Origin of the sequence: Stenotrophomonas sp. (genome assembly GCF_032056425.1) — a bacterium.
Lineage (GTDB): Bacteria > Pseudomonadota > Gammaproteobacteria > Xanthomonadales > Xanthomonadaceae > Stenotrophomonas.
In genome coordinates, this window is the sequence record NZ_DAMBCN010000005.1 from 118,964 (window position 1) to 133,316 (window position 14,353).

14 protein-coding genes are annotated in these 14,353 nt (G+C 67.2%); 8 read left to right on the forward strand and 6 right to left on the reverse strand.

All coding sequences use genetic code 11. The annotated features are described in order from the left end of the window. Positions 1-93: 93 nt before the first annotated feature. Positions 94-1,005 carry a lytic transglycosylase domain-containing protein gene (locus RTY46_RS06025; RefSeq protein WP_312707180.1) on the reverse strand — a complete coding sequence of 304 codons (912 nt, stop codon included), beginning with the start codon at positions 1,003-1,005 and terminating at the stop codon, positions 94-96. Between the two features lie 46 nt (positions 1,006-1,051). Beyond that, positions 1,052-2,020 (reverse strand): WYL domain-containing protein, encoded by a 969-nt coding sequence (locus tag RTY46_RS06030; protein WP_312707181.1) that lies wholly within the window; start codon positions 2,018-2,020, stop codon positions 1,052-1,054. Between the two features lie 83 nt (positions 2,021-2,103). On the opposite strand from RTY46_RS06030, the gene RTY46_RS06035 reads away from it, so the two are divergent. The 8 genes from RTY46_RS06035 to RTY46_RS06070 all read left to right on the forward strand — a co-directional run bounded on the left by RTY46_RS06035 (position 2,104) and on the right by RTY46_RS06070 (position 9,846). Continuing rightward, a complete protein-coding gene (locus tag RTY46_RS06035; protein WP_108755838.1) occupies positions 2,104-2,724 on the forward strand; it encodes a glutathione S-transferase family protein in 621 nt (206 codons plus the stop codon). 126 nt (positions 2,725-2,850) lie between these two features. Further along, positions 2,851-4,269: a tRNA (N6-isopentenyl adenosine(37)-C2)-methylthiotransferase MiaB gene (gene miaB / locus RTY46_RS06040; protein WP_312707182.1), complete on the forward strand. Its 1,419-nt coding sequence runs from the start codon at positions 2,851-2,853 to the stop codon at positions 4,267-4,269. Between the two features lie 269 nt (positions 4,270-4,538). Further along, positions 4,539-5,525 carry a PhoH family protein gene (locus RTY46_RS06045; RefSeq protein ID WP_312707183.1) on the forward strand — a complete coding sequence of 329 codons (987 nt, stop codon included), beginning with the start codon at positions 4,539-4,541 and terminating at the stop codon, positions 5,523-5,525. After that, positions 5,522-6,007 carry an rRNA maturation RNase YbeY gene (ybeY, locus tag RTY46_RS06050; protein ID WP_108749149.1) on the forward strand — a complete coding sequence of 162 codons (486 nt, stop codon included), beginning with the start codon at positions 5,522-5,524 and terminating at the stop codon, positions 6,005-6,007. The genes RTY46_RS06045 and ybeY overlap by 4 nt, the downstream gene beginning before the upstream one ends. An 83-nt stretch (positions 6,008-6,090) precedes the next feature. Beyond that, complete coding sequence (locus RTY46_RS06055; protein ID WP_312707184.1) at positions 6,091-6,636, forward strand: hypothetical protein; 546 nt, start codon at positions 6,091-6,093, stop codon at positions 6,634-6,636. A 64-nt stretch (positions 6,637-6,700) separates the two neighbouring features. After that, a complete protein-coding gene (locus RTY46_RS06060) occupies positions 6,701-7,582 on the forward strand; it encodes a transporter associated domain-containing protein (protein ID WP_108749147.1) in 882 nt (293 codons plus the stop codon). Further along, positions 7,579-8,817 carry a DUF4105 domain-containing protein gene (locus RTY46_RS06065; RefSeq protein ID WP_312707185.1) on the forward strand — a complete coding sequence of 413 codons (1,239 nt, stop codon included), beginning with the start codon at positions 7,579-7,581 and terminating at the stop codon, positions 8,815-8,817. The genes RTY46_RS06060 and RTY46_RS06065 overlap by 4 nt, the downstream gene beginning before the upstream one ends. Positions 8,818-8,823: 6 nt before the next feature. Continuing rightward, positions 8,824-9,846, forward strand: a complete 1,023-nt coding sequence (locus tag RTY46_RS06070) for a magnesium and cobalt transport protein CorA (RefSeq protein WP_312707187.1) — start codon at positions 8,824-8,826, stop codon at positions 9,844-9,846. A gap of 115 nt (positions 9,847-9,961) precedes the next feature. On the opposite strand, the gene RTY46_RS06075 is transcribed toward RTY46_RS06070, so the two are convergent. The 4 genes from RTY46_RS06075 to potA form a co-directional block, all read right to left on the reverse strand. After that, a complete protein-coding gene (locus RTY46_RS06075) occupies positions 9,962-11,326 on the reverse strand; it encodes an NAD-dependent succinate-semialdehyde dehydrogenase (protein ID WP_312707188.1) in 1,365 nt (454 codons plus the stop codon). Between the two features lie 67 nt (positions 11,327-11,393). After that, a complete protein-coding gene (locus tag RTY46_RS06080; protein WP_312707189.1) occupies positions 11,394-12,236 on the reverse strand; it encodes an ABC transporter permease subunit in 843 nt (280 codons plus the stop codon). Beyond that, positions 12,233-13,165, reverse strand: coding sequence for an ABC transporter permease subunit (locus tag RTY46_RS06085; RefSeq protein WP_312707190.1), 933 nt, complete (start codon positions 13,163-13,165; stop codon positions 12,233-12,235). The genes RTY46_RS06080 and RTY46_RS06085 overlap by 4 nt, the downstream gene beginning before the upstream one ends. Next, positions 13,162-14,298, reverse strand: a complete 1,137-nt coding sequence (gene potA / locus RTY46_RS06090; protein WP_312707191.1) for a polyamine ABC transporter ATP-binding protein — start codon at positions 14,296-14,298, stop codon at positions 13,162-13,164. Before potA ends, RTY46_RS06085 begins: the two co-directional genes overlap by 4 nt. Between the last annotated feature and the right edge of the window lie 55 nt (positions 14,299-14,353).

A 14,353-nucleotide genomic window follows, 5' to 3' on the forward strand; every position in this document is an offset into this window, starting at 1 on the left:
AGCGGAACCGTCGCGCGCCACACAACGCGGTGCAACAAAATTTTGAACGTGTGCCGACGCCTCGCCGCTTCGCTCGCCAGGCATGGCCTGGCGCTACTGGTGGCTTAGTGCGGTGCGGTAGCGATCGGCCAGTTGGCCGACCCGGCGCACGTAGTACTGGGTTTCACTGTACGGGGGCACGCCACCATGGCGGTCGACCGCGCCCTCGCCGGCGTTGTAGCCGGCAGCGGCCAGGGTCAGGTCGCCATTGAAGCGCTTCAGCAGCCACGCCAGATACTGCACGCCGCCGCGGATGTTCTGGCTGGCATCGTAGGAATCGGCGACACCGAAGCGTGCCGCGGTGGGCGGCATCAGCTGCATCAGCCCCTGCGCACCGGCGCGGCTGAGCGCGGTGGGGTTGTAGGCCGATTCGGCATGGATGATCGCGCGCACCACGGCTTCTTCCACGCCGAATTCGCGTGCGGCCGACGCGATCTCAGTCTGGAACGAGGTGGTGTTGAGCCGCACGCTGCCGAAGTCGACGCGCGGATTGACCCCGCAGGCGTAGCAGCGTTCGATGAAACTGTAGCGGATGGTCCGCACCGGCCCAAGATTGGCCACCTGCGCCGGCCGCGCACTGGTGTAGTGGCGAACCCCGTCCTTCATGTACGAATAGACCTGGCCACTGACCGTGCGGCCCGCGCGCGGCGTGGTCGCAGGTGCCGCGGCGGGGGCAACGGCCGGGCTGGCGGCACTGGCGGCCACGGCGACCGGATTGCGCTCTGCGCTGGCCACGGTCACCGGTGCGGCGGCAGCCATGGGTGTGGGCGCTGGCGCGACCGGGCGTGCTGGACGATTGGGCTGGCGGGTATAGCTGATGGTGGTGCAGCGCGCCCCAGCCACGCGCTTGCTGACGTAGCTGGTAACCCCGTCGGCGCCTTCACACTTGTACAGGGTGCCTGCACTGGCCGGCGCAGCGGTCAGCGCAGCGATGATGATCGCCGTTGTCCCCAGTCTCCCCTTCATGGGCGCGAGTGTCCCAGCTTCGACGGGCCTTGCCAAGCGCCGGGCTTCAGTCCGTGACCGGTGGCACAGACAGCACCGCGCTCAACCCGCCGAGCCGCTCTGCCAGCTCCTGCCGCAGGGTCTCGGGCGTGGTCCACAGCGCCAGCGGCAGGCGATCCAGGCTGAGGATCTGCGCCAGCATCATGCCCCGGCTCTCGGCGCCCATGCGCAGCAGGCAGTGCTGCGGCCCGTCGGCCTCCAGTACGCCGCACCAGGGCGGAATGCGACCTTCCAGTTCGGCCTGACTACCGGCCAGGCGCAGGATGGCCTGCAGGGCAAACGGCGCCTGGCTGACCGCCTGGCGCACCATCACGTCCGGCGGGGCCGGGGTGCGCCGATGCAGGCCGGGATCGGCCAGCGCCTGCACCGCCCCCATCCGGTCCACCCGCAGGGTGCGCCAGTCCTGCCGCCCCAGATCCCACGCCAGCAGGTACCAGCGCCGCCCGTAGTTGACCAGATGCTGGGCCTCGACCTGGCGCTGGGTGACCACGTCCTGCCCACTTCGGTATTCAAAGGCCAGTCGCGAGGCCTGCCGGCAGTGCTGGGCCAGCCGGCCAAGCAGACGCGCATCGGTCGCCGGCAGCTCGTTCAGCGTGGCGGTGGCGGCGTGCACTTCCCCAGCCTGCTGGCGCCGCCGGGTGGGGACAAGGGGATCGAGCTTGGACAGCAGGCCACGCGCCGTGTCGTCGATGCCGGACACCGTGGCCGAGGCCGCGCGCAGGGCAATGGCCAGGGTGGTCGCTTCTTCCTCATCCAGCAGCATCGGCAGCACCGGCGCGCCTGACCCCAGGCGGTAGCCGCCGCCGACCCCGGCCGAGGCCTGCACCGGGTAGCCCAGTTCGCGCAGCCGCTCGATGTCGCGGCGGATGCTGCGCCGGTCCACGCCCATGCGCTCGGCCAGCTCGGTGCCCGACCAGTGGCGGCGGGCCTGCAGCAGGGCGATCAGGCGCAGCAGTCGATGGGCGGTATGGCGCATGAAGGATCGAGGACAGAAGTCGTCCGCGATTGTGCCCCAGCATGGCCCCACGGTTCACCCCTCTTACTGCAAGGAGCACCACGATGTCATCGCGCCTGATCACCCTGTACCACGCCGCCCGCTCCCGCTCGAGCGGTGCCGTCGCCCTGCTGGAGGCACTCGGCGCCGATTACCGCCTGCATGTGCTGGACCTGAAGGCCGGCGCCAACCTGGCCCCGGCCTACCTGGCGATCAACCCGATGGGCAAGGTGCCGGCCATCGTCCATGACGGGGCGCTGGTAACCGAGCAGGTGGCGATCTACCTGTATCTGGCCGACCTGTACCCCGAAGCCGGGCTCGCGCCACCCATCGGCGATGCCCTGCGAGGCCCCTACCTGCGCTGGATGGCCTTCTACGGGGCCTGCTTCGAACCAGCGATGATCGACCGGGCAATGCACCGCGACCCGCCGCCGCATGCGTTTTCGCCCTACAACGATGCCGACACCGTGCTGCAGGTGATCGAGGCCCAGTTGGCGCAGGGGCCGTACCTGCTGGGTGACACCATGAGTGCCGCCGACGTGCTGTGGGGCAACGCCCTGCAGTGGACCACCGCGTTCGGCCTGGTGAAGCCGGCACCGGCCACCGCTGCGTTCATCGCCCGGATGGCGGAACTGACCGCGTTCGACCGCTCGCGGCAGATCGACGCGGAGCTGGTGGCGGCCTGACGGGGGGCGGTAGACCCACGCCATGCGTGGATGAATTCCGCCGGGCATGGCCTGGCGCTACCGGCGGGCGGTGCGGGATGCGGGTAGAATTGCCGCCTTTCCCGCCACCCGAATGGATTAAGCGCCATGACCGGGACGCCAGACGTCTTTCCGCCCGCCACGCCGGGCGGTACCCCGCTCGTTGCCCTGCCCACTGGTCCGCGCAAGCCCGACCAGGTGAAAGGCAAGTTGTACATCAAGACCCACGGTTGCCAGATGAACGAGTACGACTCGGCGAAAATGGCCGACGTGCTCGCCGCCAGCGATGGCCTGGAACTGACCGACCGCCCGGAAGACGCCGACGTCATCCTGGTCAACACCTGCTCCATCCGCGAAAAGGCGCAGGAGAAGGTGTTCAGCCAGCTGGGCGTGTGGAAGGGCCTGAAGAACCAGGGCCGCGAGGTCATCATCGGCGTGGGCGGCTGCGTGGCCTCGCAGGAAGGCGAAGCGATCATCAAGCGCGCGCCGTTCGTCGATCTGGTGTTCGGCCCGCAGACCCTGCACCGCCTGCCGGAACTGATCCGCGCCCGCCGCGAACAGAAGCGCCCGCAGGTGGACATCAGCTTCCCGGAAATCGAGAAGTTCGACCGCATGCCGGAGCCGCGCGCCGAGGGTGCCTCGGCCTTCGTGTCGATCATGGAAGGCTGCTCCAAGTACTGCTCGTTCTGCGTGGTGCCCTATACCCGCGGCACCGAGGTCAGCCGCCCGTTCGAGGACGTGGTGGTGGAAGTGGCCCAGCTGGCCGCGCAGGGCGTGCGCGAGATCAACCTGCTCGGCCAGAACGTCAATGCCTACCGTGGCCCCTATGGCGATGGTGAGTTCGCCGACCTCGGCCTGCTGATCCGCACCATTGCCGAGATCGACGGCGTCGGCCGCATCCGCTTCACCACCTCGCACCCGCTGGAGTTCAGCGATTCGCTGGTCGATGCGTTCCGCGACGTACCGCAGCTGGCCAACTTCCTGCACCTGCCGGTGCAGGCCGGCAGCGACCGGGTGCTGTCGGCGATGAAGCGCGGCTACACCGCACTGGAATTCAAGTCGAAGATCCGCAAGCTGCGCGCTGTGCGCCCGGACATCTCGATCAGCTCGGACTTCATCGTCGGCTTCCCCGGCGAAACCGACGCCGATTTCGAGAAGACCATGAAGCTGATCGAGGACATCGGCTTCGATCACAGCTTCTCCTTCATCTATTCGCGTCGCCCGGGCACCCCGGCGGCCGATCTGGAGGACACGATCAGCGATGCCGAAAAGCATGCGCGCCTGTCGCGCCTGCAGGAACGCATCAATGCGCACGCGGCCAGCATTTCCGAAAAGATGGTTGGCACCGTGCAGACCGTGCTGGTGGAAGGCCCGTCGCGCAAGAACCCGAACGAGTTGACCGGCAAGACCGAGAACATGCGGTCGGTGAATTTCCCGGCGCCGGCGCGCCTGATCGGCCAGTTCGTGGATGTGGTGATTACCGAAGCGCTGACCAATTCGCTGCGCGCGCGGGTGGTGGCGGAGTAAGGGAGGTGTGCCGACCAACGGTCGGCACCCACCGGGGCCCCATCGATGGGGTCAGAGCCCCTTCGGGGATCTGACCCCGTTGTTGCCTGGCACATTTTTCACCAGCGCTTCACAAGCGTTGCGGGGTGGGCACCGCACCCACTTGTCCACAGCTTTCTTCGGCGCCGATCCACACCCGGTGTGGAGAACTGTCGCCCCGCCCGTCCGCGCGCTACCCTTGTCTTCCCTGACCCACCGCGGTGGACGGCGAACCCGCCCCACCCTCTGCAATGAAAAGCATCGAGCATCGAGATTTCACCCTGTCGCCGGAAGATACCGAGCGACTGGCCAACCTGTCCGGCCCCTTCGATGGGCACCTGCGCCAGATCGAGCTGAAGCTCGGCGTGGAGATCGCCAACCGTGGCTTCGTGTTCCGCATCAGCGGGCGCGGCGAGGCCACCGCCGAAGCGCAGAAGCTGATTGAGGCGCTGTACGCCGAGACCGCCGAAACCACCTTCGACAACCACGCCATCCATCTGCGCCTGGCCAAGGCCAACCTGGACCAGATCGCCGAGCGCGCGTATGAAGCGCAGGAGGTGGCGATCAAGGTCAAGCGTGGCACCGTGCGCGGCCGCGGCGCCAACCAGGCCCGCTACCTGCACCAGATCACCACCCACGACATCAACTTCGGCATCGGCCCGGCCGGGACCGGCAAGACCTTCCTGGCGGTGGCCAGCGCGGTGGAAGCGCTGAACGAATCGCGCGTGCAGCGCCTGATCCTGGTACGCCCGGCCGTGGAAGCGGGCGAGAAGCTGGGCTTCCTGCCCGGCGACCTGTCACAGAAGGTCGATCCCTACCTGCGCCCGCTGTACGACGCCCTGTATGAAATGCTGGGCGTGGAGAAAGTGGTCAAGCTGCTGGAAAGGAACGTGATCGAGATCGCGCCGCTGGCCTACATGCGCGGGCGCACGCTGAACGATGCGTTCGTGATCCTGGACGAGGCACAGAACACCACCATCGAACAGATGAAGATGTTCCTGACCCGCCTGGGCTTCGGTTCCACCGCGGTGGTGACCGGCGACCTGACCCAGACCGACCTGCCCAAGCACGTGAAATCGGGCCTGCGCGATGCCATCGACGTGCTGCGCGATGTGGACGGGGTCAGCTTCACCTTCTTCGAAGCGCGCGACGTGGTGCGTCACCCGCTGGTGGCCCGCATCGTCAGTGCCTACGACCGCCGCGACCTGCACCAGATCCAACCCGGAGCCACCCCATGACCAAAGGTCCCGTGCGACTGGATGTCGCCATCAGCTATGCGCTGCCCCGCACCGGCCTGCCGGCCGCCGTCAGTTTCCGCAAATGGGTGGCCGCCGCACTGAAAGGCCGCATCCGCGAAGCCGACCTGGCCATCCGCGTGGTCGACGCGAAGGAAGGCCAGTCGCTGAACCGCCATTACCGTGGCAAGGATTACGCCACCAACGTGCTCAGCTTCCCCGCCGAGCTGCCCGAGGGCCTGCCCAAGGGAGTGAAATTCCCGCTGCTGGGTGACCTGGTGATCTGCGCGCCGGTGGTGGCACGCGAAGCCGACGAACAGGGCAAGGCGTTGAACGCACACTACGCGCACCTGACCGTGCACGGCGTGCTGCACCTGCTGGGCTGGGACCACGAGGACGACAAGGAAGCCGAGGCGATGGAGCAGCTGGAGCGCGAAATCCTGGCCGAGCTGGGCATCGACGACCCCTACGCCGGCGAGCGCTGAACGCCCTCCCGTAGCGCCGAGCCCCCTCCTCGGCGGCACTATCCCGCCGAGCATGGGCTCGGCGCTACAACGGAGCCCCCTTCGTGCTGCGTACTTCCCTGCCCCTGCTGCTTGCCTCCCTTGCCGCCACCGCCTCGGCGGCACCGCTGGACCTGCCCGCACTGATCGAATGCCGTCAGGGCGTGGCCGACCATGCCGCACTGGCGCCCCTGCTGGCCGATCCGCTGAAAGCCGTGGCCAACGGCCTGCAGCCGCTGCCGCAGGCCAATCAGTTCATGACCGAGTTCCGCCTGGCCAACCCGATCACCGTGTTCGGCCAACAGACCGACCACATCGCGGTGGCCGGTGCCAGCGTGATGGCCGTGCTGGACCAGGCTGACCCGCACCTGCTGGCCAGCCGCCTGGCGCTGGAAACGGGGTACGACCAGGGCGGCAAATTCATGGCCGGCCGCGAGGTGGTCAGCCGCGATGTGACCGACCCGAAGACCGGCGAGGCGCAGATCGAGTCGGTCATCCTGAGCGTGTCCACGGTGGCCAGCCACCCCGGCCGGACCCTGGCCGGCTGCACCTACAGCTTGGACCTGCCGGCCGAGGACGAGGCCCCGGCCGCGGCCGGCAGCGGTCACTGAAAGGCCCTCACATCCTGCTAGACTGGGGCCAACGCCCGGGTTTCCGGGTGCCCTTTTTCCAGAGATGTCTGAAGACGACAGTAGTAGCTCCCCGCAGGAGCCCAATGAAAAGAAGCGCGGCTGGCTGGAACGCCTGACGGCCGCCTTCTCCGGCGAACCCCATACCCGCGACGAGCTGGTCGCCGTACTGCACACCGCGCAGGACGAAGGGCTGATCGCCGCCGATACCCTGAAAATGATGGAAGGTGCCATTTCGGTGGCCGAGCTGACCGTGGGCGACGTGATGATCTCGCGTTCGCAGATGGTCTCGCTGCCGGTGGAAGCGCCCTTCCTGGAACTGATGAAGCAGGTGGTCGAATCCGGCCATTCGCGCTTCCCGGTGCACGGCGAGAACAAGGACGACATCCTTGGCATCCTGCTGGCCAAGGACCTGCTGCGCGGCGTGGTGGCCGACAACGGCCCGGCCAACGTGCGCGAGCTGCTGCGGCCTGCGGTGCTGATTCCCGAGGCCAAGAAGCTCAACGTGCTGTTGAAGGAATTCCGCCTGTCGCGCAACCACATGGCGATGGTGGTGGACGAATACGGCGGCGTCGCCGGCCTGGTCACCATCGAGGACGTGCTGGAACAGATCGTCGGCGAGATCGACGACGAGCACGACGAGGCCGAAGACCCGTCGGCGCAGATCGCCATCCAGGCCGATGGCCAGTATGTGGTGGACGCACTGACCCCGATCGGCGATTTCAACGAGCGCTTCGGTGCCACCTTCTCCGATGAGGACTACGACACCATCGGCGGCCTGGTGACCGAGGCCGTGGGCCACCTGCCGGAAGTGGGCGACGAGCTGGCGCTGGACCGCTTCATGTTCCGCGTGGCCCGCGCCGACGCGCGCCGGGTGCAGGCCTTCCATGTGACCGTGCTGCCGCCGGACGCGCAGGACGACGCTTGAAGCGCCGCGGCCTGTTGATGCTGGCATGGCTGGCGCTGTGCACGCTGGCCCTGGTCCTGCCGGTGGCAGCGTTCGCGCAGGCCGCAGCGGTTCCCGCAGCGGCTGCCGAGGCAGCGCCACCGCGTATCGGCGTGGTGACCATGCAGCCGGGCACGGTGTTCTTCGAACGCTTCGGCCATGACGCCATCGTGGTGCTGGACCCGGTCAGTGGTGCGGCCACCTCCTACAACTTCGGCTACTTCGATCCGTCGGAACAGGATTTCATCAGCCGCTTCGTGCGCGGCGAGATGATGTACTACCTGGTGGCGCTGCCGCTGCAGCAGGACCTGTCCTACTACGACGAGACCGGACGCGGGGCCAGCGTGCAGTGGCTGGACCTGCGCCCCGACCAGGCGCGGGCATTGGCCGACGGCCTGGCCGAGCGGGCCAAGCCGGAAAACGCGCGTTACCACTACGACTACTACACCGCCAACTGCGCCACCATGGTGCGCGACACCCTGGACAAGGCCCTGGGCGGCGGCCTGCATGCGCAGCTGTCGGGGCGCTCGCGCGGCAATACCTACCGCAGCGAGTCGGTGCGCCTGGCCTCGCCGGCACCGTGGATGTGGCTGGGCTTCGACGTCGGCCTGGGCCCGTTTGCCGACCAGCCGCTGTCGCGCTGGCAGGAAGCGTTCGTGCCCATGCGCCTGGCCGATGCCCTGCGCCAGGTGCGCAACAGCGATGGCCGACCGCTGGTGCAGAGCGAGCAGGAACTGCTGCCGCACCGCATCGCCGCCGAACCGAAGGAGTTCCCGCGACGCTGGTGGCCGTGGCTGCTGTGTGGCCTGCTGGCCGCCGCAGGCATCGTGGCCCTGCGCCAGCGCCCGCGCGTGCTGGCCGGGCTGGCCCTGCCGCTGTGGCTGCTGTGCACGATCGCTGGCGGCCTGCTGGTGTTCCTGTGGGGCTTCAGCATCCACTACGCCGCATGGGCCAACCGCAACCTGCTGCTGCTGTCACCGCTGGCGGTGCTGCTGCTGCCGGGCGCCATCGCGCTGCTGCGCGGGCGCGTGCCGGGTCGCGTGTTCAGCATCGTCCTGTGGCTGCTGGCGTTGCAGTCGGTGGCCGCACTGGTACTGCACTGGCTGAGCCTGCAGGCGCAGTACAACGTGCAGTGGATTGTGCTGCTGCTGCCGGTGCATGTGGCGCTGGCCTGGGTGCTGGCGCGCCGCCCTCACTTGTCCCACACGGCGCAGTGACGCACGATGGCGGGCATGTCATTGCCCGCCCCTGCTTCCACGGCCGCTTCGGCCAATCCCGCCTGTGTCATCAACTGCGTCCACTACGATGACCAGGGCAAACGCCACGACATCAGCCTGGATGCCATCAGCGATGTAATCGCCAGTGGAAACGGCTTTGTCTGGGTCGGCCTGTACGATCCGGCCGACGCCGTACTGCTGAAACTGCAGGAAGAATTCTGCCTGCATGACCTGGCCATCGAGGATGCGCGCAACGCGCACCAGCGGCCCAAGGTCGAGGCCTACGGCAATTCCCTGTTCGTGGTGGTGACCACCGCGCAGATGGTGGACGAGCGCATCCAGTACGGTGAAACCCACGCGTTCCTGGGCCCGCGCTTCCTGGTGACCGTGCGCCACGGCGCTTCGCTGTCCTACGCACCGGTGCGCACCCGCGTGGAACGCGAACCGCAACTGCTGAAGATGGGGCCCTCGTACTGCCTGTACGCGGTGACCGACTTCGTGGTCGACAACTACCTGCCGATCACCAACCGCTTCCGCGACACGCTGGAGCTGCTGGAGAAGGACATCTTCGCCGAGAGCTACAAGCGCAGCACCGTGGTGCGGCTGTATGAGCTGAAGCGCGAACTGAACAAGATGCGCATGGCCGTGGCGCCGCTGCAGGATGTGCTGGCCCAGCTGCGCCGCTACCAGGGCGATCTGATTCCCGACGAAGTGAAGCTGTATGTGCGCGACGTGCATGACCACGCCGTGCGCATCAGCGATGTGATCGACACCCTGCGCGAGATGCTGGGCACCGCGTTGAGCGTGAACCTGTCGCTGGTGACGCTGGCGCAGGGCGAGACCGTGAAGCGGTTGGGTGCGTGGGCGGCGTTGCTGGCCGCGCCGACCTTGATCACCAGCTGGTACGGCATGAACTTCAGTCACATGCCCGAGTTGAACCAGCCGTGGGCGTATCCATTGATGATCGTTGGCGTGGGCGCGGTGTGCGTGGGGTTGTACCGGTTGTTCAAGCGCGCGAAATGGTTGTAAGGCGCATTCTGTAGAGTCGAGCTTGCTCGACTGCTGTTCGCAAAGCAGTCGAGCACGCTCGACTCTACAAGGGCACAACAGCAGTCGAGCATGGCTCGACTCTACAGTGCAGGAGTCAGGCTACGTAGACGGTCTTGATGTTCATGAACTCATGGATGCCGTGGTCGGCCAGTTCGCGGCCGAAGCCGGACTGCTTGCTTCCGCCGAACGGCAGGCGCGCATCGCTCTTGACGATGGCATTGACGAAGGCTGCGCCGCATTCCATGCGCTGGGCGAAGCGCTCGCCGCGCACAACGTCGGCGGTCCACACGCTGCCGCCCAGGCCGAAACGGGTGTCGTTGGCCACGCGCAGGGCCTGCGCCTCGTCGGCCACGCGGATCACCGCGGCCACCGGCCCGAACAGTTCCTCGTCGTAGGCCGGCATGCCCGGGCCCACCTGGTCCAGCACGGTGGCCGGGTAGCCTGCGTGGGTACCGGCAATCGGCTCGCCGCCCAGCAGAACGCGCGCGCCCTTGGCCACGCTGGCCTGCACCTGCGTGTGCAGCTCATCGCGCAGGTCGGCACGCGCCATCGGTGCCAGCGTGGTGCCGCGCGCATCGGGATCGCCGTATTGCCGCTCCCCTGCTGCTTCGACGAAGCGGCGGGTGAATTCGTCGGCCACGGCCTCCACCACGATGAAACGCTTGGCCGCAATGCAGGTCTGGCCACTGTTGTCGAAGCGCGACTTCACTGCCGCCGCCACCGCCTTGTCCAGGTCGGCATCATCGAGCACCACGAACGCATCGCTGCCGCCCAGTTCCATCACCGACTTCTTCAACTGACTGCCGGCGTTGGAAGCGATGGAGCGCCCTGCCCGCTCGCTGCCGGTCAAGGTAACGGCCTTCACCCGCGCATCGCGCAGTACCTCGGCGGCCTGGTCGTTGTCGATGTGCAGCACGTCGAACACACCGTCCGGCAGGCCACCATCGCGGCACACCGCCAGGATCAGGTCGGCGCACTGCGGCACGTTGCTGGCGTGCTTGAGCAGGGCCACGTTGCCGGCCATGAACGCCGGCGCCAGGAAACGGAACACCTGCCAGATCGGGAAATTCCACGGCATGACGGCGAAAACGCAGCCGATCGGCTCGTAACGCACGTAACTGCGCTGGGCCTCGGTGTCGATCAACTGCGGTTTCAGGTAGTCGGCCGCGTGATCGGCGTAGAACTCGCAGGCCGCCGCGCACTTGTCCACTTCGGCCAGCGCCTCGGCCTTGAGCTTGCCCATCTCGTGGGTCATCGCCTGCTGCAGGTCGTCGCGGCGGCTGCGCAGCTGCGCGGCGATCTGGCGCAGGATGGCGCCGCGGTCCTGCAGCGACCGTTCGGCCCAGGCCGGGAAGGCGTCGGCCGCCGCCTGCAGGCGCTGCTCGATGTCGGCAGCGCCGATCAGTTCATGGCGGTAGGTCACCTGGCCGGTGGCCGGATCGATGATCTCGACGGTCATGGGGGGGTCTCCATCAGGGTGACCCCCATTGTGCGCCGCTGGCCGTGAGCCAGGCGTTGCTGCGGCGTCAGCCGTTGTCCTGGCGGGCCAGCTGCAGGTCGCGCTGGCGGCGCTTTTCCGCACGCGCGTTGATGTACCAGCCGATCACCGCAGCAATCGACACCGCCGACACCAGCAGGGTGGCCAGGGCGTTGATCTTCGGGCTGATGCCCATGCGCACCGAGGCAAACACCTTCATCGGCAGCGTGGTTGAACCAGGCGTGGCCACGAAGCTGGCCACCACCACGTCATCCAGCGACAGGGTGAAGGCCAGCAGCCAGCCCGCCACCAATGCCGGGGCGATGATCGGCAGGGTAATGCGGGTGAACACAGTCAGCCGGCTGGCGCCCAGGTCCATCGCCGCTTCTTCCAGCGACAGATCCATTTCCTGCAGGCGCGAGGACACCACCACGGTGACGAAGCACAGGGTGAAGGTGACATGCGCGATCCAGATCGTGGCCAGCCCACGCGCCGGGAAGCCGGGAATGGCGCCCATCGAGGCCAGCAGGGCCATCAGCGAGAAGCCCAGGATGACATCGGGCATGACCAGCGGCGCGGTCACCAGCGCACCGAACACCGGCTTGCCGCGGAAGCGCTTGAAGCGGGTCATCACCATCGCCGCCAGCGTGCCCAGCACCGTGGCGGTACAGGCGGTCCAGAAGGCCACCACCAGGCTGGTCCACATCGCCTCCATCAGCGCGCGGTCGGCGAACAGATCGCCGTAGGCGCGGGTGGAAAACCCGGCCCAGACCATCGCCAGCCGCGAACTGTTGAACGAATAGAACATCAACAGCAGGATGGGCAGGTACAGGAACGCGAAGCCGAGCACCAGCACGCCCAGCCCCAGGCCCTTGGCGGTGCGCGGGCTCATGCCTGCTTCCCTTCCAGCAGGCGCTGCTGGGACCGGTTGAACCACAGGATCGGCACCAGCAGCAGCACGATCATCGCCACCGCCATGGCCGAAGCGCCGGGCCAGTTGCGGTTGTTGAAGAACTCGTTCCACAGCTGGCGGCCCACCATCAGCGTTTCCGAGCCGCCCAGCATTTCCGGAATCACGAATTCACCCACCGCCGGAATCATCACCAGCATGCAGCCGGCGATGATGCCCGCCTTGGACAACGGCAGGGTGATGCGCACGAACGCCTGCCAGGGCTTGGCACCGAGGTCGTAGGCCGCTTCCAGCAGGCGGTGGTCATGCTTGACCAGGTTGGCGTAGAGCGGCAGCACCATGAACGGCAGGTAGCAGTACACGATGCCGATGTAGGCCGCCGTGGGCGTATCGATCAGCTGCAGCTTGGGCAGCCCCAGGCTGGTCATCAGCGACTGCAGGCCGGTGAACTGCAGGAACTGGTCGAGCAGACCGTTGCGGTCCAGGATCGCCTTCCACGCGTACACGCGGATCAGGAACGAGGTCCACGACGGCAGCACCACCAGCATCATCGCCACGTTGCGCGCGGCCGGCGACAGGCGCGCGATGGCATAGGCCATCGGATAACCGATCAGCAGGGTCAGGAAGGTCGAGATCGCCGCGATCTTGATTGAACTGAGGAATGCCTGGGCGTAGATCGAATCGCGGAACAGCGCCAGGTAGTTTTCCAGGTTCAGCTTCAGCGAGAACGCGCCGTCGACGTACTGCAGCAGCCAGGTATACGGCGGCGAGCCGACCCGGCTGTGCGAGAAACTGATCATCAGCACGATCAGGAACGGCACGGCGAAGAACAGCAGCAGCCACAGGTAGGGAATGCCGATGACCGTGGCACGCGTGCCCGGCAGCCAGCGCTTCAGGCCCGCCGCGCTCATGAGGTCAGCACCACGCCGTCGTTGTCGCGCCAGTGCACCCAGACCGGGTCGCCCCAGGTCAGGCCATCGCTGGCCCAGCGCTGCGAGTTGGCGAAGTTGGCCAGCACCTTGGCACCACTGGGCAGACGCACGTGGTAGACCGAGTGACTGCCGAAGTAGGCGATGTCCTCGATCACGCCCTGCGCCTTGTTGGTGTGCCCTTCCGGCTCGTCCTTGCCGATCATCACCTTTTCCGGACGCAGCGCGAACGCCACCGGCTGCCCTTCGTAGCAGGTGATGCCGTGGGCGATGTAGACCGGCGCCGGGAACAGCGGCGAGCGCACGGTCACGTACTCGGGCAGATCTTCGTCGATCACCCCGTCAAACAGGTTGACCGAGCCGATGAAGCCGGCCACGAAGCGGTTGGCCGGCTGTTCGTAGACCTCGTCGGGCTTGCCGACCTGCTGGATCCAGCCGGCATCCATCACCGCGATGCGGGTGGCCATGGTCATGGCCTCTTCCTGGTCGTGGGTGACCATCACGCAGGTCACGCCGGAGGATTCGATGATGCTGACCAGTTCCAGCTGCATCTGCGAGCGCAGCTTCTTGTCCAGCGCGCCCATCGGTTCGTCCAGCAGCAGCAGTTTCGGGCCCTTGGCCAGCGACCGCGCCAGCGCCACGCGCTGCTGCTGGCCACCGGACAGCTGGTGCGGCTTGCGCTTGCCCAGGTGGCCCATCTGCACCAGTTCCAGCATCTCGCCCACGCGCCGGGCGATGGCGGCCTTGTCCAGGCCGTCCTGCTTCAGGCCAAAGGCGATGTTCTGTTCGACCGTCATGTGCGGGAACAGCGCATAGGACTGGAACATCATGTTGACCGGCCGCTGGTACGGCGGCAGCGCGTCCAGGCGCTGGCCATCCAGGGTGATGCTGCCCTTGGTGGGGGTCTCGAAGCCGCCCAGGCAGCGCAGCAGGGTCGATTTGCCACTGCCCGATCCGCCGAGCAGGGCGAAGATCTCGCCCTTGCGCACGTCCAGGTTGACGTCATCGACGGCGACGAAGCCGTCGAATTCCTTGCGCAGATCACGAATGGACAGGTAGCCGGGCGCACCCGCCATATCAACGGCGGCGGCTTCCGGCTGGGCTTCAACGGGCATGGGGGCTCCGGGAGCGGGCGGTGGACAGCGGCGGCCATTCTACCGGCCGGGGGGC